We start from the raw sequence: 22,124 nt of genomic DNA on the forward strand, positions 1-22,124 counted from the left end.
TAGGCTGCAGTTTTTTTAGCAAGGAGGGAAAAGATGACTATTAATGAAGTAATTTATTCACCCAAACATCTATTTTTTAATGCTGAGTTAAACGACGGAAATGTGACTACTTCAAACGAATACAGCTACTATCGGAATATTCCTGATGTAAAGGGATTGACCTTCGATGTAAGTAATCAAAAGACATTAGCAAACCTTGATGTTTGCGGGACGATTCAAACGTTGACCTTTTATCGAGAAAATTTACTAACTGAGGAAAAACCAGGTGTTTGGGTCAATAAACAGCTCTCTCAAACCAATTCGTTATCCTTAAAGGTTGAAGTAAACGGGATTGTCTACCATTTGTCAGAATCGGATCATCGTATTGAAGTCGATGTGATTCAAGACTGTTTGCCTAGATATATTCATCATTATTCGACGTTTAAGGTCATTGTAGTATCCTTTGCTCCCATACTGGCTAATAAGCGTTTAAGTATGCTTGTTCAACAGGTTTACATTGTGAATGAAACACACGAAAGCCTTCAAGTTTCAGTGAAAGATGTGCCTTCGTATCAAGAGAAGTATTCGGATCAGCAAAATGTGTTGATTTCTCAAAAAGGAAATAAGGACACGATCGCACAACAGGAAGTGGCAAGCTTCGCCATTGCTTTTGTGGACCCAAATGCTTTTGAAGAAGTAATGACTTTTCAGGAATCTGATATCGAAAAATGGCTGAAGGAAACATTGAACTATTTTGCTCAGCTATTTGGGCAGCTGTCAATGCCAAACGATAGAGTTGTCCATCTCTATCGTCGTGCACTTTATCAAAGCTTTTCTAGTTTCGGTATGAATCGACAGGGACAGGTCGTCGGCAGCAATTGGGGCAGCTATCCTGCTACTAATCGAATTTGGAATAAGGATATGTATTACGCATCATTGCCATTCACCATGTTTGAACCGGAGTTATGTCAAAAAACGGTTCTGTGGTTTGATCAATATGGCGTTAAGTTTCCTGGTTCAAAATTTACAGGAGGTATCAATCATTCTCTGAGTAATTCGTTATCCAGTGCGTTACTGGCTAGTCTTTATTTTGAACATACTGGGGATACAAAATTCTTTGAGCGGTGTCCGCAGGTTCTACTGAATGCTTCAAGAATTATTGAGGACATATTAGCTCAACGTCGGTCAGGGGAACCAATGCTTTTTCCATCTGTTTGGTTATCAGACGCCTTTGCACTTGGAAAGTATCATACCGGCAGCAATCTTTGTCTTTGGAAGGCCTGTATTGGACTTGCAGAAATTTTTGAAGCCCTAGAACAACTGAGTCTTAGCAAGCGATACAAAAACATTGCCTGTAAACTAAAGGAATCAATTTGTAAACAAATGACTATCGATGGTCCTTTTGGTGAGCAATTTTTGGAGGGAATCGGTGATGAGGAGAAAACAACCTATTCAGTGAAGCACTATCAAAAACCGATTCTTGAGCAAGGGTTAATCTTTTTAAGTGATGTGATTGTGGATGGAAAAATTAATTTATTGATGCATGATGGAGAAGAATCAGACACTACGTTGATGCCTTTTTATCAATTTTTAGATAATAAAGATCATTTATATCAGAACACCATGGCCTTTTCTGCTAGTTCTTTCAATCCAACCTATAGCGAGGAAATCAAAGGCATCACTTGGGGATTAGAATCCGGCGCCACTTTTCCTGGCTTTATCACTGTTTTAATGAGCGAGCTGCACAACCCTCAAGCTTTCGTAACCCGATTAGAAGAACTAATTTGTTTGGCAGATTTAGACGGTTCGTGGTGGTGGTGGCCGTATCGCTTAGAGGCTCAACAAGGAGAAGTCGTGCGAGACTTTGGCTGCGGCAAATGCGGCTGGGCATCGGGTCTTTTTGTCAGCCTAATGATCAGTCAATATTTCGGATTGAAATTCAAAAAAGGAGTATTGCAAATTGATCCTGTTGATAATTTAACGTTTTCTTGGAAGAATTTGAAGTTCGGTCAAGCCTTCATTTCGATTGAATGTATGCAATCCGAGTTGAGTATTTCAAATTTGTCAGAAAAGCCATTGAAAATAAGTGATACGAAAAAAATTCTTCACGTAGAAAAGGGAAAAACGATTCACATTCAAAGGAGAAAAAGATGAGTATACTAAAAAATATTACCCAATTTAAAAAAATCCAGAGTCGAGCAATCACTCCCGAAAATCCAACAGGCGAGAAAGGTAAAGCTGCGATGTTGCCAAGCGAGCTAGGACCAAGCCGCAAAGGTCGTGGCGCAATTCCGCTGACTTCTGGTGAAGAAACTGTGATTGCGGATATTACTGGAACGGGAATAATTCGTCATATGTGGATGACGATTCGTGATCGAACAGAATTTGGCAGTTTTGTTTTACGTGATTTAATCTTAAGAATTTATTGGGATGGGTCGGATAGCCCTGCTGTTGAAAGTCCTTTAGGGGATTTCTTTTGTAATGGGTTTGGAGAGCGTTGCGAGGTGAACTCGTTGCCGATAGTGGTTAATCCTACAGGGGGCTTTAATTCCTATTTCGAAATGCCTTTCCAAACATCCGCTAAAATTACGATCGAGAATTTACATCCGAAGGATATGTCCTCATTTTTTTATACGATAAATTACGCTTTGGTGGACGAATTGGAAGAAAATAGCCTATATTTTCACGCAAATTGGCATCGGGAACGCATTACCAAATTACAGGAGGATTATAAGTTAATTGATCGATTAAAGGGTCAAGGCTATTACGTGGGTACTTACCTTGCGCTTACCTGCCTAGAACGTTATTGGTGGGGCGAAGGCGAGTTTAAATTCTACATTGATGGGGATAGTGAGTATCCGACCGTAACCTCAACAGGTTCAGAAGATTATTTTGGCGGGGCGTGGGCCTTTCATGAGTACGATGAGTTCGGACGTCCACATGCGAAAAACTATTCAACAGCCTTTTTAGGGTATCCTTACCAATCAAATAGAGATGCCACAAGAGATCGTTTTGAAACGGGAAAATTGAATGCCGTTCATGCCTTTGGTGACGACGCAATGCCACGACATGGTCTTTATCGTTGGCATCTTCAAGACCCCATCTGTTTTACCGAAGATTTATCGGTCACTTTACAACAAATCGGCAACGATGATGTTCGCTTATTTGAGCGGCAAGACGATGTTGCTAGTGTCGCTTACTGGTATTCAACAGAAGCTTCAGGAAATACTAAACGTCATTTCACTGATCGAGAACGCTTGCCGCGTTAATGAAGTGTTTTTCACATATTCGAAGGGAGGAACCTATGATGATATATGGGGCAATTGAAGCTGGAGGGACTAAATTTGTCTGTGCAGTCGGTACTGAGGAATTAACGATTTTGGAAAGAGTCAGTTTTCCCACAACAACTCCAGTTGAAACAATGAAGCAGGTCATTGATTTTTTTAAACCTTTTAAGGAACAATTGGCAGGCATCGGGGTCGGCTGCTTTGGTCCAATTGATATTCAATGCAAATCAACGAGTTTCGGTCATATCACATCAACACCAAAACTTGCTTGGCAAAATTTCAATTTTGTAGGAACGCTAAAGCAATATTTCAATATTCCGATTGAATGGACAACAGATGTCAATGCGGCTTGCTATGGTGAATATGTTGCTGGTTCTGGCAAAGGGTTAGCAGGTGTTGCATACTTCACTGTGGGAACAGGTATCGGAGGTGGTGCCTTGTTCAATGGGACTTTCGTGGAAGGGTTCAGTCATCCGGAAATGGGGCATATGTTGATCAAGCGACATCCAAAGGACAATTTTTCAGGAAACTGTCCCTTCCACCAAGATTGTTTAGAGGGGATGGCAGCAGGACCAGCGATTGAAAAACGGTTGGGTGTAAAAGGCCAGAATTTATTGGCTGACGATTCGTTTTGGCAGATTGAAGCCTTTTACCTTGCCCAATGTGCATACAATACAACACTGATGTTTTCGCCAGATAGAATTATTTTTGGCGGTGGTGTAATGAAACAAGAACACATGAAGAAAAAAGTTCAGGATAAATTTGTTGAGCTTATAAATGGATATGTTGAAATACCACCAATTGATAGCTACATTATTACGCCCGAATTAGGTGATAATGCCGGAATAATCGGCGGATTAGCATTGGCCAGAAAAGCGGTAAGAAATAAGCAACCATAATTAATGAATGTTTCATTGATACTCATGTCAAAAGTATTTAACCGAGTAATCAAATGATCAAATGAAGTTGGATAAAGCGAAAATGAATTCAAATAAAAAGGCTCTAAGTCAAATCGTGTTGTTTTCATTAAATCACTGAAAGGAAATGCTTCTGCGTTTCCTTTTTTCTTTTTGTTGTGCGCTGTATACCTTGAGGATATTCACTGGTGGCGTACACTTAAATAGTAATATATTGTGTTACTTTATGTCTGTGGTAATAGTTATAGTTGCTTACCAATGTATGTTCATTTTTCGAAATGTTGACTTCATAATCCTTGGCTTAATGTTTGAATTTTTTTGGTGATAGATTTTTTCAGCCGTATAAAATAAATCGTAATTCTATTATCGAGAGTTGTGATTATAAAAAGATAGCAAGAAAAAAAAGAAAGTTTCTATACATTTTAAATATTTTATTCCTATTTCTATTGCTAAAAAAGTAGAAATTCTATATTTACCTTTAACTCTCGCTTCTCTTGCAAATGTAGTTAGCATTTTAATCGATAATAAACTCAGGTAGTTATATTACCTTGAAATGATTGATAATTTTGTCACTTCTATTTTTTTGCAATAAATTTTTTATTTTAGTGAAAAATAAGAAACTATTTCTTTGAAGGCGATAAGTTAGAAAAATATTATTGTAGTCTTTTCTTTATTAGGAATCATCACTGTTGTATCTTATTACCTTTTCTGTTTTTCTTATTAGAGAAAAATAATTTGAGAGGTAGATAGTTTTTATTGGAGGAAGTAATTATGTATATTTTTGAAACAAAAATTTTTCATTGCAATAATTGCAACAAAGAAATTTCATCGGGGGAAGAGGTTTGGACAAAAATGGAAATTTCCGCCAAAAGTAACTGCTCCTCAACTGAAATCAATTAAAGAACTAGAATTTGAGAATGCACTGGTAATTTGTATGACATGTACTGATGAAGTATTTCGAAAACATTTTTAAAGGTTGAGATGTATATAGATTTAACCAATCATTTATCCCTCTCGGAAAAGGAATATTAACTAACCAGCGGGTTATCAAAAATAGGTAGGAAAACTGTACTTAATGGCTTATTTCGCGCTGATTATGAGAATATCAGTCTGTTTGATTAATTTTTAGGGTTCAAAATACAGAGACAAACTCCAGGTCGGGTTTCGCCACAAGCGAATTACCCGATCTGGAGTTTTGTCTATTGCAGGAAGGCGTAGCCGGACTGCAGGAATAAAGCCCCCGGTTCTAACAGGGGGCTAACAAAGAACAGGAAACTGTGACAACTACCCATTGGGGAGTGTCCTAGCAGTATTTTCTTTGTCACGTGCTTATCAATCTTGTCACCTCATTTTGATGATGGATACGCTGCATTTAACAGGCGTTCTTTCTCGACTTCCATCACGAATGGTAGATAAAGATATTGCTGTTCTAGTAGATATTGATTGTCCTCTGTGTACTGATAAGAAGCGGTTTCTTCTGAATAGACCAACGGGGCAATTCGCACATCGCTGGTCAATTGATTAATTGAGTATAGAAGGATGGCTTTCTCACCTAGTTCCTTGGGTAAATGTTTCCCAAAATAGGAATAGGATTCTTGATTTGCTAAATAGACGAGTATGCGATCCACACTAAAGTTGGAGAAGGTAAAGGGCATCATGTGCAGAATATGATTTTGATTATCATGTTGCAAATAGAGCTGGGCTTCCTTACCAAAATTAGTTGAACCAAGATAAAGCTGCTTTTTTTCATCGATACATTGGAAAGTAAACTGGTCTTGTTCAGTTGGTGGAATGAGATTTGTAATAAAAAATTCAATCATTCGATCCATTTCTTTTTCACTAACAAGGTCAGCGTGTTTGATTTCGTCTACTATGAGACCTTCAATCTTAGGATCAAGCTTACCTGCCTTTTTTTGGAGCATTTCTAAAATGTATTGATTCTCTTGATCACCATACAAAAGATATTCATTGGTGACATGACCTATCTCTGCGATTTGGTGAAGGGTTTCGGTTTTTGGAAGGTTGATCCCACGTTCCCAGTTATTGACTGTACTTCGCGGTAAATCACCAATTAGTTTGCCAAATTTCTCCATACTCAACTTTAATTCTTGGCGAATCTGCCGAATTCGATTGCCGACTGCTTGCTTGTCTATCTCCATGAAAACTCCTCCTCAGGATAAGTTCTTAAATTTAGTATACGTGTGTACTTAAAAAAAGTCAAAACATATTGACTTAAAATAAATACAGGCGTACAATAAAAATGTACTTAAAATAAGTTCAATAGGTTCTTTGACAAGTAAATAGCAGAAGGAGGTTTGTCTATGAACCAAGTTAATCAACATGATCTCGGTGAAGCCATTCGAGTTTCTCGAGAAGAAAGGGGGTGGACACAACGATATTTAGCAGAAAAAGTGGGGATTTCGAGATCGTTATTATCGAAAGTAGAAAAAGGAACGAGACAATTAAGTGAAGAAAAATTGAATCTTGTGTTGGATAGTTTGCAAGAAGAGGTCGTTCCAGTTAACCGTGTTTTGATTGATTATCTAACCATTCACTTTTTCTCGAATCAACATTTAAAGCTAATTGAAGAGATTATTGAAATGCCCATTGAACGTTTTGAGGAACTGGATTATGCGCCAAAGGGCTATATTGGCCAATACGTGTGGAATCAAGTAATCACGATTCGGTATTCCATTGACGATGCGGTTAAAGGAACTGTGATGGAGTTTTCAGGTCAAGGCTGTAAACACTTAGCAAGATGGCTAAAAACACGAAAAACAAATTGGCAATAGTTTTTTCGTAAGGTATTAGATTATCAGGGGAACTTTACACGGATTGATTTTACTTTAGATGATTTTGTGGGGAGTCTCAGCATTCCAGAACTTAAGCATAAGGTAATACTAGGCCATGTGTGGACCACTTTTCAAGTGAATGAATCTCATGGCGGTACGGATATCATAAACAATGAATCAAATGGTGAGACCTTGTATTTAGGCTCAAAGAAGAGTCAGTGTCGTTTTTGCTTTTATCAGAAGGACCATGAACAACGGAAGCGACGAGGAATTCCTTTAGAAGAGGCAAAAGTAAAGAATCGCTTTGAACTACGGTATCGAAAAGAGAAAGCGCAAAGCTTGGCAAAGATTATTTCAAAAACCCATGATTTAACCAAACTGTTCTTTGAGTTACTTAATGGAGCAATTTGTTTTTATGACCGTGATCCAAATGATCTAGGTGCAAAAGTTGATGCCAAATGGGCAGCCTTTATTAGCAATTATGGCGCAATCACCATTTCTTTAGATACAATTCCTCAAAGTTTTGAGAAAACTATGAGTTGGTTAATTCATGGTGTTTCACCATCATTAGTTTTTATTGCACAGGTCGATCAAACGTTTCATTCTTCCTTGTTGCCTTTGATTATTGAACAAGGAGAAATGAATCCAAGACAGATCAAACTTCTCCAAAATATGAAGGCAGACCCGGAGTATTATCAGGAGGAGGTTGAGTATTATGAACGAAAATTACAAAGTATATCAAATGAGAAAACAAGCTACTAAAAAAGCAAAGTACTGCTTACACAACAAGTTGTGCAACGTACTCCGCCTCGACAAGACGAGTATAACACAACCATCGAATGAGAAACAATAGATTATAAAGAGGATTATTTTAAAAGGAGTAAAGAATCAGGAGGTGAGAGAATGGAAACAAAATGTGATTTCATGGTAAATCGTGCAATTTTGATAGAGATGGGCTTTAAACCTAGTCAAGCTGCACGAATGATTAAAGAGAGCAAGGCATATCTTGCAAGGATTGAAGGTATTGATTTTTATAATAATCGCCAAGTTGGTGTGGTGCCATCCCGAGTAATTGAACATCTTTTTCACATTCAAGTTGCGGAATAAACAGTACAAGCGCGGTACTATTAAAGTAGCTTTTCTCAAGTACAGGGAGGAATGGAACGATGCCAAAAATTAAAAATATTTACCAAGATAAAAAGACAAAAAAATGGTTCTTCCGAGCATATCTAGGTATAGATGAAAATGGAAGAAAGGTTCAGAAGACTAAACGAGGTTATGCTTCACAAAAAGATGCCAAAATTGCTTATGACAAGTACATGGAAACACATGATTTTAACAAGACAATTCCTAATCAACTGTGTTCTACCAATCAAATGACTTTCGAAGAGTTTTACAAGGATAGGTTTGTAAAATGGTACGAGAGACAGGTCAAAAGTCAAACATATGAGAATGCGCAATTCATTTTCGAAAAGCGTATGCAGTTTTTCTATCATTTTCGTGTTCGAGATATTACAAGTCACGATATTGAGGATTGGTTATTTGAACTAAGCCAGACAGAGTCACGTAATTCACGGAAAAAAGTTAATGGCGAAACGTTATCAAAATCTTATATCAATCGGATTCGAGGGCACCTAAAAATTGTATTGGATCGGGCTGTTAAAGAGGGGGTGATTGCTAAAAATCCCGTTGAAGATGTTTCTTCGCTTCCTTCTGAGAATAAGAAAGTTGAGTTTTGGGAACACAGTGAGTTTCAAAAAGTGATGAATGAATTGAAGGATGATAAGATTCAAACCCACCATCGGAAGATTGTGTATGAAATGCTCTTTTATACTGTCATTCGGATTGGAGAACTTGAAGCTTTGTCTTGGTCGAATGTAGATTTTGAGAAAAACACGATAACGATTGAGAAGACATTGATTTATAATACAAAAGATGATTGGTACTTTTCGACTCCCAAAACTAAATGTGCTTATCGAACGATTGGGTTGGGGAAGAAGCTTTCCTTAAAACTCAGACAGTGGTATGACTTGCAAAAACGTATTGGAAATTTTGAATATGTTGCTCAGTTGGACGGAACATTTACGCCACCTTATTCTTTTGCGAACTGGTTAAAAGAAGCTGCTAAAAAAGCGGGTGTCAAACCGATTAAGCTTCACGCGCTACGACATTCTCATGTTGCATTTCTAATTGAGCAGAATATTCAACCGCTATCTATTCAAGAACGATTGGGCCATGCGAATATTCAAATCACTTTAGGAACTTACGGTCACTTATATGCAAAGTCAGATCAACAAGTGGTAAGTGCGATTGATAATGTTCAAGAGGGCGCTATTCTTTCAAAAAATGACAATTTATTACCAGTCTGAGTTTTCCACGGTTCTACCATAAGACAAATAAATGCTTTTGCACCAGTGTTTTCAGTCGAATTGCTCCTGTTGAAGATGTATCGGAAATAAACAAACTGCCATTAAGCAGGGAATGTATCCTGTTTAATGGCAGTTTTTGTAATGAACAGTCTATTTCAGCACTATACGAATGTAATTATCAAAGAATCAATGGGAGATTGATCCAAATTATTGGTAAAATATCTTCATTAAAATTCTATTCACCAACCACTACTTCCTCATCCCAAGTTGCCGGATTCAATGGATCGTTAGAAGCTATTTTCTGGTTGATAAGCTCTTGATAGGTATTACTTTTCTTTTCTAAATAAGCGACTCGTTTTTGCGCTTCTGCAAGTTTAACGAGCGCTTTTTCTTTTTGCGCTTGAATGATGTCGGCTCTTTCTTTGATCGTCGAATCGCCGAGGAGACAAAGCGAAATATAATGCTTAATGGCTTCTAAAGACATGCCTGTTTCACGCAAATTCTTGATACCAGTTAACCAATTGATGAAAGTCTGGTTAAAAACCCGTCTATTGTTTTTGTCCCTGATCAAACTAGGAACCAAACCCATATCGGTATAATAGCGAATCGTGTGTTCAGACAATTCAGTGATCGTGGCTGTTTCTTTGATAGAGTAAATGATGGTCACGCCTTTCATAATTTTCTGTAGTCAAGCAAGTCGTTTGAACGTATTAGTAAAAACTGTTGTAGATCATTTTCTTTTTATATCGCGTATTATAGCACACATAATTTTGTGGAGAAAAGCAGCTTCCTATTTGAGAGTCTCAAAAAGACAAAAAGGTGGAAGAAAATGATTGTTAGAAACTCCTTGACTTCGAGTGACTCGAAGATGCTAAAGTTTAGCTAGCTTAGCGAGCACACAAAGTATCGATGAAGGAGGGAATTGTAATATGAAGAATAGAAAAATCAGAAGTTTAGAAGTCTCACCAATTGGAATTGGGTGCATGGGTTTTTCTCACGGGTATGGAAAGGTGCCAGAAGAAAAAGAGAGTATTGCATCCATTCGTAAGGCTTACGAATTTGGCTGTACATTTTTTGATACAGCAGAAGCTTATGGAAAAGAAATGTTTTATCCCGGACATAATGAGGAGTTGGTGGGCAAAGCATTGTCGCCTTTTCGAAATAATGTTGTTCTTGCCACCAAGTATCATCTCGATGAAAAAGAAGTGAATGAAAATAGAACTCTCTATACAGCGATCCGTAACCATTTGATTGCTTCAATGGAAAAATTGCGCACCGATTATGTTGACCTCTATTACCTTCATCGAATCAATGAACAGATTTCTATAGAAGAAATAGCTGAAGTGATGGGACGATTGATCAAAGAAGGTATGATCAGAGAATGGGGACTCTCACAAGTTTCCGTGGAGACACTTGCTGAAGCACAGCGGATTACCCCCGTTGGTGCTGTGCAAAACCTCTATTCGATGGTTGAACGTGATTGTGAGCAAGAGATTTTCCCTTATTGTCTTGAAAACGAGATTGCAGTCGTTCCTTTTTCACCAATTGCTAGTGGGTTTTTATCAGGAAAAGTCACACCAGATACACCTTTTGAAGGAGATGATGTTCGCAAATTCGTCCCTCAGCTGGCTAAAGAAAACCTCATAGCCAATCAACCGATTTTGAATATGCTAGCAGAAGTCGCGAAAGAAAAGCAGGCAACAAACGCCCAAATCTCTTTGGCATGGATGCTTCACAAGTACCCAAATGCGGTGCCGATTCCTGGATCCAAAAATCTAGGTAGGATTTTAGAAAATCTAGCTGCTTGGGATGTACGTCTTACAGATACCGAGTTCCAAGCAATTGAAAACCAATTGAATCAAATACCTGTATATGGCCATCGAGGACATGTCGAATCACAACAACAATCTTTCGGAAAACACTGGGAAAAACACTAAAAAAAGAAAAAGCTGGAAAAGCAGACTGCATGACAAATGTAGTCTGTTTTTGCTTCTAGTTCACTAACAGAAAGCTTTTTTCCCTCTTACTTTTCACAATAAATGATTTTTGCTTTACCCCCTAAAAAAGCTGATCAAAATATTGCGGGATGCTTAAAAAAGAATTATGATGTGCTTATCTATTATATCTATCAAGATCCTTTTATTGCTTGGAATTATACGAAGCAACGTGAAAAAATAGAAGGACGCTTTGTTCCTAAAGAACATTTTATAACTGCTTTTTTTCAATCAAGATATAACTTGATTAAAATGAAGGAATTGTATAAAGAAAATGTGACCGTTAATATTTTTATAAAAGATTTTCAAAATCGCCATTCTCATACGTTGATGGCAGTTGACAATGTATCGTTCGCTTTGCCATTAACATACACAAAGGAAGAATTGGAGGAGAAGCTCAATGACTGAGAAAGAAAAAGTAGAAACAATTATGATAAAATATCATCGAAACTTCTCGATCTTACAGAAAAAGGCAACGCCTAGCGAATTGAAAACAGTTTTAAACTTTGTTGCAGAAGAATCGAACCGTAAACAGCGAGTGCTTGTTGGTTTAGAGAAAGAAGAATAAGCGGATAATGAAAAAATTTAGGTATCTTAAGAATGATCATTGAACAAGTAAACCCGAGATAAGAAGCAAGCGCTTCTTATCTTTTTTTGTATCATTATGGTGGGCGTGCTGTAACGTTAGGATCAAAATAGAAAAAAATCACAAAAAGTGCTTGACCTAAAGTCAACTCTAGGTGGTATCTTTTTAGATAGAAGAAATGAGCAGCGATGGTTAGAACTAAGAAAAATCACAATTTCCCTTTAGGATAACTTGCTATTTCACGGTTTGACAGGAATTTAAAAAAGAGCGTCCAGCTCCGATTGCCGCTTTTTTCATTCCAGAGAACTATCTACTTGTTTCGACTTCGTGTCTTTTTTCTTGTGAGTAAACACACGAATCATTCAAACATTTTTACAGGAGGTACATACATGTTATTAGAAAAAATCAAAAGCCCCAAAGAGTTAAAAGAATTGACCAGTGGGCAACTTCAAGAACTGGTAGTAGAAGCACGAACTGCTTTATTGGAAAAAATCAGTCACCATGGGGGGCACAATGGCCCCAATCTGGGGATGGTTGAAATGACGATCGCGTTGCATAAGGTCTTTGATTCCCCCACCGATAAGCTGATTTTTGATGTGTCTCATCAGACCTATATCCATAAAATGTTGACGGGACGCGCCCATGCCTTTCTTGATGCTACGCAGTATGATGCGGTTTCTGGTTACACGAATCCGAAAGAAAGCGAGCACGATCTCTTTACGGTCGGTCATACCTCCACCTCAGTTTCGTTGGCAAATGGTGTGGCGAAAGCCCGTGACCTAAAAAATGAAACGTATAACGTCGTTGCCGTCATTGGCGATGGTTCTCTATCAGGTGGCTTAGCGTTTGAAGGCTTGAACAATATTGTGGAATTAGGCACCAATACTATCGTGATCCTCAACGACAATGACCAATCGATCGCGGAAAACCATGGAGGGATGTATCAGAATTTGCGGGCATTACGGGAAACCAAGGGGCAAGCAGCAGACAATCTGTTCAAAGCGATTGGTTTTGAGTACCACTATTTAGATGAAGGAAATGACCTCGCTGCCTTGATCGCTTTATTTGAAAAAGTGAAAGACATTGATCATCCTGTTTTATTACACATTCATACGATCAAAGGCAAAGGCTTCAAGTTTGCGGAAGAAAATCGTGAAAAGTTTCATGCAGGTGGTCCCTTTCATTTAGAAACAGGCGAATATATTTCTGCTGGCGGCAATCAAGTAACCTACAACAGCTTAACGACGGATTATTTATTAGAAAAAATGGCGACAGATCCTACAGTCGTGGCTGTAAATGCTGGTACACCGATGCTGCTTTTTTCTCCAGAACAACGAGAAAAAGCAGGTAAACAATTTGTAGATGTGGGTATTGCAGAAGAACATGCGGTATCGATGGTTGCTGGGTTAGCAAAAAATGGAGCGAAACCTGTCTGGGCCGTTTTTTCTACCTTTATGCAACGTAGTTTTGATCAAATTTCCCATGATTTGGCCTTAAATCATCTGCCTGGAACGATTCTGGTATACGGTGCATCGATTCATGGAATGAATGACGAGAGCCATTTGGGAATTTTTGATATCCCCTTTTTGGCACATATTCCCAACCTTGTTTATCTTGCGCCAACCTCTAAAGAAGAATATCTAGCAATGTTGGATTGGTCGCTGGAACAAACCAACGCTCCAGTTGCGATCCGAGTACCGGTTGGACCTGTCAACGAAACGGCAGTGGCAGCCTCTACTGACTACAGCGATCAAAAAAATGAGGTGACTCAAGCTGGCACGCAGGTAGCCATCGTCGGTGTCGGAAACTTTTATGCGCTAGCGGAAGAGATCGCAGAACAATTGAAAATGCAACATGGAATTACCCCAACGGTGATCAATCCTAAGTTTATTTCAGGGGTCGACAAAGAGTTGCTGGATGCTGTGGCACGAGCGCATAAACTCGTTGTCACGTTGGAAGACGGCATACGAGAGGGCGGCTATGGACAAATGATTGCCAGCTATCTTGGTGATCGTGAGATTGCCGTCAAAAACTATGGCTTAGAAAAGAAATTTTATGATAATTACCGAGCAGCGGACGTTTTATCTGAACTTGGTATCACTGCTGAGGCAATTACGAAAGATGTCATAGAACAGCTGCAGAAATAAGTTCTCTTAGGGTGTCTTGTGTAGCTGATAGGATTGATAAAAAATGAATGATCGAAGGAAACCTTGCAGAAAAACAGACTGCAAGGTTTTTTCGCAGACTATCGGTGACGATCTGCAGCAAATGCAGAAGACCAATGCTTTTCAAGCATAAATTCTCAGCGTAGGAAGCATTGGTCAAATGCTGGCGATCCAGCAAATAATAAAGAGGTAGGAAAAGATTGCTTTGGTGTCTTATCTGGTTGAACTCAGAGAAACAAAAAAAGTATTTTGTAAAAAGAAAAGGGGTAACTATGAAATTTTTTTCAATGAAGTTGCTGGCACTGTTGTCGGTGGCAATGGTCGTCTATTCGGCACCGGCGATTTCTGCCAATGTTCCAGCGATTGCGGCAAGCTTTCCAGAAGTAGATGCGGTCTACGTCGGGTTACTGACCACGATTCCGTCATTGTTTCTTTTGCTGGGGATTTTTACTACTAGCATGATCGAAAAAAGGATCGGCAAAAAATACACGATGGTCACCGGCTTGGTCATTGTGGCGATTTTTGGTACGCTGCCGGCATGGTATCAGGGGAGCTTTCCCGTCTTGTTTCTTTCGCGCGCGATTCTTGGCTTCGGGATCGGCTTATTCAATCGTTTGGCGATTCAAATGATTAGTTTGTTGTTTCAAAATGAGCCGCAAAAGAAAGCTAAGGCTCTTGGGTTAGAAAGTGCCGTCGGTGGTTTAGGCGGTATCTTTATGACTTTGCTGGTAGGGCAGCTAGTGAAGATCAGTTGGGAGATCTCTTTCTTCGTTTATGGCTTTGCCTTGATCAGTCTCTTTTTTGTTCAGGTATTTATTCCCAACGAAACAAAAGCGACCACCGATGCGGCTCTGATAGCGAACGTCACGGTTTCAACAGAACGGAAACAAAAGTCATTTGTTTTGGGTGTACTCTTGTTTCTAATCGTTGTCTTGTTTATCAACTACAATCTGCAGATCACCCCGTTGTTGTTGGAAAAAGGAATCGGTGATGCGACCGATGGCAGTAACATGATCGCCGCCATTGCGACGGGGGCATTTATCGCAGGCAATGCCTTTGGCTTGATATATAGACGCCTACATCGCTGGTTGCTGCCCGTTGCGGCATTGCTTGCAGGAAGCAGCATCTATTTGACCTATCCCTTGCAGACGCTGGGGCTGCTCTTGGGTTGTTCTTTACTACTAGGCTTTGCCTTTCGCAGCATCATGCCTTTTTTCACCCACTTGCTGACGACTGGTGGTGAAGCGGAAGCTAAGTTTGGCACGATCGTCTCGATCGTTGCTTACAATTTAGGAGTCACGTTAGCACCTTATGCATCACGCTTGCTGATACTAGTCAGCGGCAATGAAACAGCAGGGATGCAGATGATCCTATCAGGGGGCTTGTTGGTTATGATTGGGATTGTGTCAGTGATCAGCAATCGCTATTTTCTTTATTTCGAGCGGGGAACTGCTGAAGAACTTGGGTAGCTGTTTTTAAAAGATTGAATGAAAAACTCTCTTACGATCGTCAATGTAAGAGAGTCTTTTTTTTTAGCAAATCTTTTCATCGGCTTGCTATTTTTTTCCTGCAAAATGCGCAAAACGGACAAATTGATTTTGGGCTTCTTCTCGTAAAAATTCTTTTGGTGTCAGCTGAAATTCTTGTTTAAAGCAGCGTAAAAAATGGGTATAGGAGTTGAAGCCGCAAGCTTCGAAGGTGGCGGTGGCGCTTCTGGTTTTACGTAAAATTTCTTTGCTCTTTAAGAGTCGTTTTTTGACGACATAGGCATGAAAGGCGACCCCAGTTTCTTTTTTGAAGGTCCGAGAAAGCGAGTATGGACTCATGAAAAGGGCCTTGGCGACGGTCTCTAAGGAGAGATCAGCGGTCAAATGCTGATTGACATAGGTAATGGCAGCCAAAATGTCTTTATTTTTGTAAAGTGAATCGGATAAAAACAGCGGTTCTTTTTCCTGATAGGCAATCGTATTGATGGAAATCAAAAACGCGATCAAATGATTTTGATAAAGTAAGTCGGTGCCATAATTGCTATCCGTTTTTTTGCGCAAAGGTCGCAATAGCTGGTCTAGTTGGTCGGCATCGATCGATAAAATACGACTGTTGATGCCGCCGTTGCTACGAAAACAGGCAGTGAGATCTGTTTGGGTAGTGGAGAGGGCAGCGAGATAACTAGGATTGATATACAGGTAGGTTCGCTCGAAAAAATCAGAAGTTTGATGGACGATTCGATGCAAGACATTCGGAGGAATCAAGATGATCGTACCAGGTTCTAGAGGAAATTCTCCGCCATCGATAAAGAAGACCGCTGATCCTTTTAAGGTACAGTGAATCTCATAAAAACTATGGTAATGATAAAGGGTATTGTTTTCTTCTACGATGTCTTTGATATGAAAGGCCTCAAAGCGATCGTTGATCATCGTGTCCGCACTTTGCTTCTCCATGATTGGCTCCTTTCGTGCTCGTTTGATTTTATCATACAAGAATAGATAGTAAAGTGTCAATAACTGCTATTTTTGTGTAAATGTAAGCGTGTTACGATCAATCTATCAAAGAGAAATGAGAGGATGAACCCAATGGTGATTTTAGAACAGTTATTTGTGGAAAAACGTGTCGTGGAAGAAAAAATTGATCGCATGATCGAAAATTTAACGACGATCAAGGATGATAATGGTGAATTTCTATTAGACTTTGACGGCTTGATCGTTGATGATAAAAGCTGGGGGATTTGGAACTGGCCGCAAGGGGTGGGACTATATGGCATTTATAAAAACTACCAAATCACCAAAAATCCTAAAGCGCTCCAAGTTGTGGAAGAATGGTTTGAGCAGCGGATGTTAGAAGGCGCGCCGCCTAAAAATGTCAACACGATGGCGCCGCTTTTGGCAATGGCGTATCTTTATGAAGACACCAAAGATTCTCGTTACTTGCCTTACCTTGAACAATGGGCGGAATGGGTCATGCATGATATGCCGCGAACCGACGAAAATGGTCTGCAGCATGCGACCTATGGACCAGAAAATCGCAACCAGCTTTGGGACGATACCTTGATGATGACTGCTTTGCCTTTGGCGAAAATTGGCATGTTGCTGAATCGTCCGGCTTATATCGAAGAAGCAAAACAACAATTTATGATCCATATCAAATACTTAGTGGATAAAAAAACTGGGCTTTGGTTCCACGGCTGGACCTTTGAAGAACGCCACAATTATGCACAAGCGCTTTGGGCAAGAGGCAACTGCTGGATCACCATTGCGATTCCTGAGATCATTGAAATTCTCGACTTGCAAGAAGGAGATGTGTTACGTAGCTTCTTGATCAATACCCTCTTAGACCAACTAACTGCCTTGCAAGAAATGCAAGATGAAAGTGGCCTGTGGCACACCTTGTTAGACGATCCTAGCTCGTATGTGGAGGCTTCCGCGACTGCTGGTTTTGCCTATGGGATTTTAAAAGCCGTTCATAAGCGTTACATTGACAAAGCTTGGGAAGATGTTGCCTATAAAGCGTTAGCCGGTTTGATCGAACAAGTCGCAGAAGATGGAGAAGTCCAAAATGTTTCCATCGGTACTGGAATGGGAGAAGACTTGGAGTACTACAAAAACATTGCGATTACGGCGATGCCTTACGGGCAATCACTGACAGTCTTAGCATTTACTGAACTATTGGTTTCATTTTGTTAAGTTAAACACCTTACGCAATAAAGAGAGGAGCAGACAAAGATGATCAAAAAAGCGATTCGGATGAAGCTACATCCTGGATATGAAGCAGAATATGAAAAACGGCATCGCGAACTATGGCCAGAACTAAAAGAGCAGCTCATAGCACACGGGGCGAAAAGCTACCAGATTTTCTTAGATCCAGAAACCCTTGCGTTGTTTGGCTACCTTGAGATTGAAGATGAAACCCGCTGGCAGCAGTTAGCGGCAACCGAGATCAACCAAAAATGGTGGCATTACATGGCAGAACTCATGGAAACAAATCCTGATGATTCGCCAGTGACACAGGAGTTAAAGGAAGCCTTTACGCTGTAAGCTAGACAAAACGCTCATTCCTTAAAACGAACACGGTCGCATCAGTTGTTTGACATCAATCACTGGTTAGTCAAAGAGGTAGTTCGCTCACATTCGTGAGCGGACTACCTCTTTTGTTGAAATAGCAAAACAATGCTTTCGTTATAGAAGAAACGTTAAGAGAGAAGGGCCTTTTCTTGCTGCTTCAAAAATTTCTTTGGTGTCATACCAGTAATCTTTTTGAACGTTTGAACAAAATATTCAGGCGCATTGCTAAAGCCCGTCATCGCTGCCACTTCGTAGACTTTGTAGTTTTTCTTCAGCAGTTCTTGTGCTTTTTGGATGCGGTATTCGGCTAATTTTTGATTGAAGCGAATCCCGGTTTCTTTGTAATAGGTTTTTCCTAAGTATTCAGGATTTAAGTACAAAAGATGGGCTGCGATCCATTTCAATGACAATGCTTCATGGTCATAATATTCTTCGATGATCAGGTTGACTTTTTGGGACAGCTGCATGTTCTCGCTATCATCTAAGCTGCCCCGCATCAAATCGATACAGTGAAGCAGCATAAACTGGAGTTCGTGCCAATTATTCAAGAGCATGATCTTTGGGGAATAGTCATCAAAGTAAATGTCTTTTTTGATGCGATGGTTTTCAAAAATTGCCGATAACAAATCGTTGACCTGCAGCCGCAATAGTTGGACAGGGTAAAGCTCCATGCGACAGGTAGAAAAAAAGTTTTCCGTAAGAACTTGGGCTAAAGTCAGTTCGCCTTTGTCGATCAATGCCAAAAGTTTTTCACGGTATTCCATATAGAGACTATTTTCATAGACATTTTCTTGTGAGATTTGGGCTTCTTGGATGACTTCAAAGGTATCAAAATAAAACTCCTTATCCAAGTTCCGCTTGCCTAAATGATAACTGAGTAAAAATTTTTCGGGAGTTTCGACCCAGCAATTGATGGCGATCCCTTTTCCTAGATGCGCAGCCTGTACCATCGTTTTAAAAAAGAGATTAAAGGTATTTTCCGTACTGAAGTTCAGGATATAGCCAACTTTGTTTTGATGACCGATCACCAACTCGTGATGGTTCTCATAGCTTTCGATCCGCTTAGCGATGGCGTGATAGAATTTCGAATCAAATAAGTACATACAAAATGGAAAAACGAACGATTCAGGCAGCGGTTCTTCTCCGCAGCTATTGATGTATTGTTCAATTTGTTGTTTTAAATAGAGGGTAGATTCCATTTGGCGACGTTCAGAGCGTTCGATCGTCTCAGCCAACGCTTCTGAAAGCTTGCTCGGAAAAACAGGTTTTTCAAGGAAAAATTTGACCCCTAAAGCCATCGCTTCTTTGGCAAAGGAGAAGCTACCAAAGCCTGTCAAAATAATGATTTGAATCGCAGGATTGATGGCTTTTAATTTTTTGATCAAGGCAAGTCCATTGACTTTAGGCATATTGATGTCGGTAATCACGATGTCGATGGTGTTTTGCTGACAAAATGCCAAGGCTTCTTCACTGTCTGTGTAAATTCCTTTGACCACTAATGGGAAATCAAAAGAAGCAACGAGGTTAGCCACACCATTTGCTATCAAGGGTTCATCGTCAACAACGAGGATATTTCTCATGTTTCACTCACTCCTTTTAAGGGGATCACAAAGCGCACCGTCGTCTTTTTGAAGGGAATCGAGGAGACGATGGCTAACGACGCTTGATCACCATAATGCAGTTGCAATCGTTTTTGAATATTGGTCAATCCGATGCCGCCTTCTTTTTCAATCGAGAAGTTGGCTTTAAAACCAGGGCCATTGTCAGAGACACTGACTTGGAGAAAGGTTGCTTGTTGTTCAATCGTAAGGACGAGGCGACACGTCTCCTTCATATCATTGACGGCGTATTTAAAGACATTTTCAATCAATGGTTGAATCAGTAACTTAGGAACCTTAAAGGACAGGTCATTCACCAAAATTACTTCGATATACTCGATCCGTTTCCCGAAGCGAACGTTTTGAATATTGATATAGGCATGCACGATATCTAACTCATCTTGCAGCGTCGTGAAGTCAGACTTGGTATCGATTTTTTTACGAAACAAATAGGCAAGGGAGGTGACCATCTCTGAGATCTGCCACTGCTGATTTTCAATGGCGATCCAGTTGATCGAGTCTAACGTATTGTAGAGAAAATGTGGATCTAATTGCGCTTGCAATCCCTTAAATTCGATTTCTTGGGACAAAATACGCATTTCATAATTGTCCTTGATCAAGGCATTTAATTCATCGATCATCGTATTGTAGCTTTCGTAAAGGACCATGATCTCTTCTTGACTATTTTCTGGGACAGCGAGGGTCTTTAAAGAGGCCAGTTTTTTCGTTTTCCGCAGAACGGCCATTTGCGAAGCCAAGTCAGCTAAAGGACGGGTCAGCTGATTGCTTATTTTCCGAATCACAACAATAATCAAACATAAAAAAGGCAAACTCACAGCGATGGAAAGGCCTTGTAGTTTATAAAGATCCGCTAAGACTTGGTTTTCAGGCAGTAAATAAATGAAGGTCATATTCGGCATCGTCTTCCGATCCATTGCATAGTAGTACTGGCGATTATCAAACGTTATGGAGCCGATCGATCGCTGGAAGGTTCCCATTTTCTGCTGCAAGGTATTTTGATCCGCAGCGAGGGTTTGCTCGTCATTTGCGGTACTATAAAATTGGTTCTGATACGCCATGAAAAATTGGTTTTGTTCAGAGACAATAGGAAGACTTTCGATCTCGTTACGAAAGAAGGACGTATTGACTAGAAATATCACCGTACCAATATAGGTTAAAGAAAGATCGGCTGTTGAATAGATTTTTCGCAGGTAGACACCTTGAGAAAGGTCTTTTGCAAAAAACCAACTCCCTTTGGCAGGCTTATCGGGCAAAGTCTCGATCATATCTTTGATGGTTTGGCCATTAAAGATATGGTCGGTCTCGGCTAGAAAGTTGATCATGTTTTCGTTCGTTGGGGTAAAGAGATAGACGTTTTGAATCGTTGATTCATTGCGTACGAGGGCGTTGATTTCTGCACTTAAGGCATTCTTTTGGTCGATCGCCTCTAAGGATTGCAAGGAATCTTGTGCCAAGATCCTTTGTAGGCCATTTTGGATCGGTGCACTATCGATAATGCGAAAAGAGAGGGTTTCGACGGCAGTTAAACGTTTGGCGATATTTGTTGAAATGATCGAGACATCTTTATACGCGGCTTCTTTCAGCTGCGCCATGTAGACTTGTCGCCAAACTAAGGTCAGGAGAACAGCCAATGAGACGATAATTGCCACCGTCGCAAAAAAGACAAAATGTAACTGTCGCTCAAAAGGCTGCTTTTTAAAGTGATTGATCAGCTTCTGGGACTTCATGGACACTGCCTCGCTTTGCTTGCAATTGTTTGGTTTTTTCAATCATCTGACCATGAAAAAATTCAGCGAAAAACAAGAAAATCACCAGTCCAAAGACGAGTAACAAGGAGGTTTTGGCAGTCAATAAGAGAAACAATAAATACCAGGTAAACAACAAGGCAAGGCCTTGCAGTGGGTAGCGAAAGACTAGAAAGATACTGACGTACAAGGTCTGTTTCCAAGCGTGTTGTTCGGCTTTGGCATAAGTCATAAAGCTGATGAATGCAGTGTAAAGGAGGAGAATCGTTAAAAGTAAATAGACAGGACGCAGCCAAGCCATTTCAGTCGGGAAAAAATGAGTAATCCGTAAGTTAAACAACAACAGGAGTACTGTACTCAATAATCCGATGCCAAAAAGGGAAAAGGTGCGAAAGGCTTGCTTATAGGCTTGCCAGAAGGCAACAGCTGAATAGTCATGACCAGTTTTACGAAAATCATGTAAACATTTGATCGTGACAGCGGTGGCAGGACCGAAGCCAAAAATCCCCAGCCCTAAAAGGGTAAAGAAAAGCCATAAAAGGTTTAATTTAGCAAAATAAGCTGTTACCGTAAAAAGACGAAACAGTCCGGTTTGTATTTTTTTCATTGTTTC

21 protein-coding genes and 2 pseudogenes are annotated in these 22,124 nt (G+C 39.9%); 17 read left to right on the forward strand and 6 right to left on the reverse strand.

All coding sequences use genetic code 11. The features are described from left to right. The first annotated feature begins 33 nt into the window (after window positions 1–33). The 6 genes and pseudogenes from IGJ05_RS12500 (at window position 34) to IGJ05_RS12525 (ending at window position 5,156) form a co-directional block, all read left to right on the forward strand. The gene (locus IGJ05_RS12500; RefSeq protein ID WP_266167212.1) at window positions 34–2,133 is read left to right on the forward strand and encodes a glycoside hydrolase; all 2,100 of its coding nucleotides are present in this window, start codon (window positions 34–36) and stop codon (window positions 2,131–2,133) included. Further along, window positions 2,130–3,248 carry a glycoside hydrolase family 172 protein gene (locus tag IGJ05_RS12505; RefSeq protein ID WP_002287020.1) on the forward strand — a complete coding sequence of 373 codons (1,119 nt, stop codon included), beginning with the start codon at window positions 2,130–2,132 and terminating at the stop codon, window positions 3,246–3,248. The genes IGJ05_RS12500 and IGJ05_RS12505 overlap by 4 nt, the downstream gene beginning before the upstream one ends. A gap of 38 nt (window positions 3,249–3,286) precedes the next feature. Continuing rightward, window positions 3,287–4,165, forward strand: a complete 879-nt coding sequence (locus tag IGJ05_RS12510; RefSeq protein ID WP_002304270.1) for an ROK family protein — start codon at window positions 3,287–3,289, stop codon at window positions 4,163–4,165. Between the two features lie 145 nt (window positions 4,166–4,310). Beyond that, the gene (locus IGJ05_RS12515) at window positions 4,311–4,508 is read left to right on the forward strand and encodes an accessory gene regulator B family protein (RefSeq protein WP_071868827.1); all 198 of its coding nucleotides are present in this window, start codon (window positions 4,311–4,313) and stop codon (window positions 4,506–4,508) included. Continuing rightward, window positions 4,492–4,721, forward strand: a pseudogene (locus IGJ05_RS12520) (hypothetical protein). Before IGJ05_RS12515 ends, IGJ05_RS12520 begins: the two are co-directional and overlap by 17 nt. Window positions 4,722–4,964: 243 nt before the next feature. Beyond that, window positions 4,965–5,156: a hypothetical protein gene (locus tag IGJ05_RS12525; RefSeq protein WP_002304272.1), complete on the forward strand. Its 192-nt coding sequence runs from the start codon at window positions 4,965–4,967 to the stop codon at window positions 5,154–5,156. A gap of 373 nt (window positions 5,157–5,529) precedes the next feature. Here the strand turns inward: IGJ05_RS12525 and IGJ05_RS12530 are convergent, their stop codons facing one another. Continuing rightward, window positions 5,530–6,342 carry a helix-turn-helix domain-containing protein gene (locus IGJ05_RS12530; RefSeq protein WP_002300745.1) on the reverse strand — a complete coding sequence of 271 codons (813 nt, stop codon included), beginning with the start codon at window positions 6,340–6,342 and terminating at the stop codon, window positions 5,530–5,532. 162 nt (window positions 6,343–6,504) lie between these two features. Between IGJ05_RS12530 and IGJ05_RS12535 the strand changes: the two genes are divergently transcribed. The 4 genes and pseudogenes from IGJ05_RS12535 (at window position 6,505) to IGJ05_RS12550 (ending at window position 9,344) form a co-directional block, all read left to right on the forward strand. Then, complete coding sequence (locus IGJ05_RS12535) at window positions 6,505–6,975, forward strand: helix-turn-helix domain-containing protein (RefSeq protein WP_438725263.1); 471 nt, start codon at window positions 6,505–6,507, stop codon at window positions 6,973–6,975. A 39-nt stretch (window positions 6,976–7,014) separates the two neighbouring features. Further along, window positions 7,015–7,737: pseudogene (locus IGJ05_RS12540) on the forward strand (replication initiation factor domain-containing protein); the annotation flags it as partial. Window positions 7,738–7,878: 141 nt separating this feature from the next. Continuing rightward, window positions 7,879–8,082, forward strand: a complete 204-nt coding sequence (locus tag IGJ05_RS12545; RefSeq protein WP_002296936.1) for a DUF3173 domain-containing protein — start codon at window positions 7,879–7,881, stop codon at window positions 8,080–8,082. 59 nt (window positions 8,083–8,141) lie between these two features. Further along, a complete protein-coding gene (locus IGJ05_RS12550; RefSeq protein ID WP_266167214.1) occupies window positions 8,142–9,344 on the forward strand; it encodes a site-specific integrase in 1,203 nt (400 codons plus the stop codon). 235 nt (window positions 9,345–9,579) lie between these two features. On the opposite strand, the gene IGJ05_RS12555 is transcribed toward IGJ05_RS12550, so the two are convergent. Then, window positions 9,580–10,020, reverse strand: coding sequence for a MerR family transcriptional regulator (locus IGJ05_RS12555; protein ID WP_266167215.1), 441 nt, complete (start codon window positions 10,018–10,020; stop codon window positions 9,580–9,582). Window positions 10,021–10,273: 253 nt separating this feature from the next. On the opposite strand from IGJ05_RS12555, the gene IGJ05_RS12560 reads away from it, so the two are divergent. The 5 genes from IGJ05_RS12560 (at window position 10,274) to IGJ05_RS12580 (ending at window position 15,558) form a co-directional block, all read left to right on the forward strand. After that, window positions 10,274–11,281: an aldo/keto reductase gene (locus IGJ05_RS12560; protein WP_266167216.1), complete on the forward strand. Its 1,008-nt coding sequence runs from the start codon at window positions 10,274–10,276 to the stop codon at window positions 11,279–11,281. Between the two features lie 102 nt (window positions 11,282–11,383). Next, window positions 11,384–11,746 carry a zeta toxin family protein gene (locus tag IGJ05_RS12565; protein WP_266167217.1) on the forward strand — a complete coding sequence of 121 codons (363 nt, stop codon included), beginning with the start codon at window positions 11,384–11,386 and terminating at the stop codon, window positions 11,744–11,746. Continuing rightward, window positions 11,739–11,906: a hypothetical protein gene (locus IGJ05_RS12570; RefSeq protein WP_005234163.1), complete on the forward strand. Its 168-nt coding sequence runs from the start codon at window positions 11,739–11,741 to the stop codon at window positions 11,904–11,906. Before IGJ05_RS12565 ends, IGJ05_RS12570 begins: the two co-directional genes overlap by 8 nt. 407 nt (window positions 11,907–12,313) lie before the next feature. Continuing rightward, window positions 12,314–14,071, forward strand: coding sequence for a 1-deoxy-D-xylulose-5-phosphate synthase (locus IGJ05_RS12575; protein ID WP_266167218.1), 1,758 nt, complete (start codon window positions 12,314–12,316; stop codon window positions 14,069–14,071). 290 nt (window positions 14,072–14,361) lie between these two features. Further along, on the forward strand, window positions 14,362–15,558 hold the full coding sequence (locus tag IGJ05_RS12580; protein WP_266167219.1) for an MFS transporter: 1,197 nt from the start codon (window positions 14,362–14,364) through the stop codon (window positions 15,556–15,558). A gap of 87 nt (window positions 15,559–15,645) precedes the next feature. On the opposite strand, the gene IGJ05_RS12585 is transcribed toward IGJ05_RS12580, so the two are convergent. After that, on the reverse strand, window positions 15,646–16,530 hold the full coding sequence (locus IGJ05_RS12585; protein WP_266167220.1) for an AraC family transcriptional regulator: 885 nt from the start codon (window positions 16,528–16,530) through the stop codon (window positions 15,646–15,648). Between the two features lie 132 nt (window positions 16,531–16,662). On the opposite strand from IGJ05_RS12585, the gene bglB reads away from it, so the two are divergent. Next, window positions 16,663–17,769: a beta-galactosidase BglB gene (bglB, locus tag IGJ05_RS12590; RefSeq protein WP_266167221.1), complete on the forward strand. Its 1,107-nt coding sequence runs from the start codon at window positions 16,663–16,665 to the stop codon at window positions 17,767–17,769. Between the two features lie 39 nt (window positions 17,770–17,808). Then, window positions 17,809–18,120, forward strand: coding sequence for an L-rhamnose mutarotase (gene rhaM, locus IGJ05_RS12595; RefSeq protein ID WP_266167222.1), 312 nt, complete (start codon window positions 17,809–17,811; stop codon window positions 18,118–18,120). Between the two features lie 155 nt (window positions 18,121–18,275). On the opposite strand, the gene IGJ05_RS12600 is transcribed toward rhaM, so the two are convergent. The 3 genes from IGJ05_RS12600 to IGJ05_RS12610 are packed head-to-tail and all read right to left on the reverse strand — an operon-like array spanning window position 18,276 to window position 22,118. Further along, complete coding sequence (locus IGJ05_RS12600) at window positions 18,276–19,727, reverse strand: response regulator (protein ID WP_266167223.1); 1,452 nt, start codon at window positions 19,725–19,727, stop codon at window positions 18,276–18,278. Then, complete coding sequence (locus tag IGJ05_RS12605; protein WP_266167224.1) at window positions 19,724–21,493, reverse strand: sensor histidine kinase; 1,770 nt, start codon at window positions 21,491–21,493, stop codon at window positions 19,724–19,726. Before IGJ05_RS12605 ends, IGJ05_RS12600 begins: the two co-directional genes overlap by 4 nt. Beyond that, the gene (locus IGJ05_RS12610) at window positions 21,462–22,118 is read right to left on the reverse strand and encodes a DUF624 domain-containing protein (protein WP_010749870.1); all 657 of its coding nucleotides are present in this window, start codon (window positions 22,116–22,118) and stop codon (window positions 21,462–21,464) included. The genes IGJ05_RS12605 and IGJ05_RS12610 overlap by 32 nt, the downstream gene beginning before the upstream one ends. Between the last annotated feature and the right edge of the window lie 6 nt (window positions 22,119–22,124).

This window comes from Enterococcus sp. AZ167 (assembly GCF_051714025.1).
Lineage (GTDB): Bacteria > Bacillota > Bacilli > Lactobacillales > Enterococcaceae > Enterococcus_D > Enterococcus_D casseliflavus.

Bases quoted from the DNA above. Each gene is read 5' to 3' on its own strand.
- IGJ05_RS12505 (WP_002287020.1), top strand. From the start codon at position 2,130: ATGAGTATACTAAAAAATATTACCCAATTTAAAAAAATCCAGAGTCGA.
- IGJ05_RS12580 (WP_266167219.1), top strand. From the start codon at position 14,362: ATGAAATTTTTTTCAATGAAGTTGCTGGCACTGTTGTCGGTGGCAATG.
- IGJ05_RS12545 (WP_002296936.1), top strand. From the start codon at position 7,879: ATGGAAACAAAATGTGATTTCATGGTAAATCGTGCAATTTTGATAGAG.
- IGJ05_RS12530 (WP_002300745.1), bottom strand. From the start codon at position 6,342: ATGGAGATAGACAAGCAAGCAGTCGGCAATCGAATTCGGCAGATTCGC.
- IGJ05_RS12500 (WP_266167212.1), top strand. From the start codon at position 34: ATGACTATTAATGAAGTAATTTATTCACCCAAACATCTATTTTTTAAT.
- IGJ05_RS12550 (WP_266167214.1), top strand. From the start codon at position 8,142: ATGCCAAAAATTAAAAATATTTACCAAGATAAAAAGACAAAAAAATGG.
- IGJ05_RS12555 (WP_266167215.1), bottom strand. From the start codon at position 10,020: ATGAAAGGCGTGACCATCATTTACTCTATCAAAGAAACAGCCACGATC.
- bglB (WP_266167221.1), top strand. From the start codon at position 16,663: ATGGTGATTTTAGAACAGTTATTTGTGGAAAAACGTGTCGTGGAAGAA.
- IGJ05_RS12600 (WP_266167223.1), bottom strand. From the start codon at position 19,727: ATGAGAAATATCCTCGTTGTTGACGATGAACCCTTGATAGCAAATGGT.
- rhaM (WP_266167222.1), top strand. From the start codon at position 17,809: ATGATCAAAAAAGCGATTCGGATGAAGCTACATCCTGGATATGAAGCA.
- IGJ05_RS12515 (WP_071868827.1), top strand. From the start codon at position 4,311: ATGCTTCTGCGTTTCCTTTTTTCTTTTTGTTGTGCGCTGTATACCTTG.
- IGJ05_RS12605 (WP_266167224.1), bottom strand. From the start codon at position 21,493: ATGAAGTCCCAGAAGCTGATCAATCACTTTAAAAAGCAGCCTTTTGAG.
- IGJ05_RS12610 (WP_010749870.1), bottom strand. From the start codon at position 22,118: ATGAAAAAAATACAAACCGGACTGTTTCGTCTTTTTACGGTAACAGCT.
- IGJ05_RS12570 (WP_005234163.1), top strand. From the start codon at position 11,739: ATGACTGAGAAAGAAAAAGTAGAAACAATTATGATAAAATATCATCGA.
- IGJ05_RS12535 (WP_438725263.1), top strand. From the start codon at position 6,505: ATGAACCAAGTTAATCAACATGATCTCGGTGAAGCCATTCGAGTTTCT.
- IGJ05_RS12575 (WP_266167218.1), top strand. From the start codon at position 12,314: ATGTTATTAGAAAAAATCAAAAGCCCCAAAGAGTTAAAAGAATTGACC.
- IGJ05_RS12510 (WP_002304270.1), top strand. From the start codon at position 3,287: ATGATATATGGGGCAATTGAAGCTGGAGGGACTAAATTTGTCTGTGCA.
- IGJ05_RS12565 (WP_266167217.1), top strand. From the start codon at position 11,384: ATGATTTTTGCTTTACCCCCTAAAAAAGCTGATCAAAATATTGCGGGA.
- IGJ05_RS12585 (WP_266167220.1), bottom strand. From the start codon at position 16,530: ATGGAGAAGCAAAGTGCGGACACGATGATCAACGATCGCTTTGAGGCC.
- IGJ05_RS12560 (WP_266167216.1), top strand. From the start codon at position 10,274: ATGAAGAATAGAAAAATCAGAAGTTTAGAAGTCTCACCAATTGGAATT.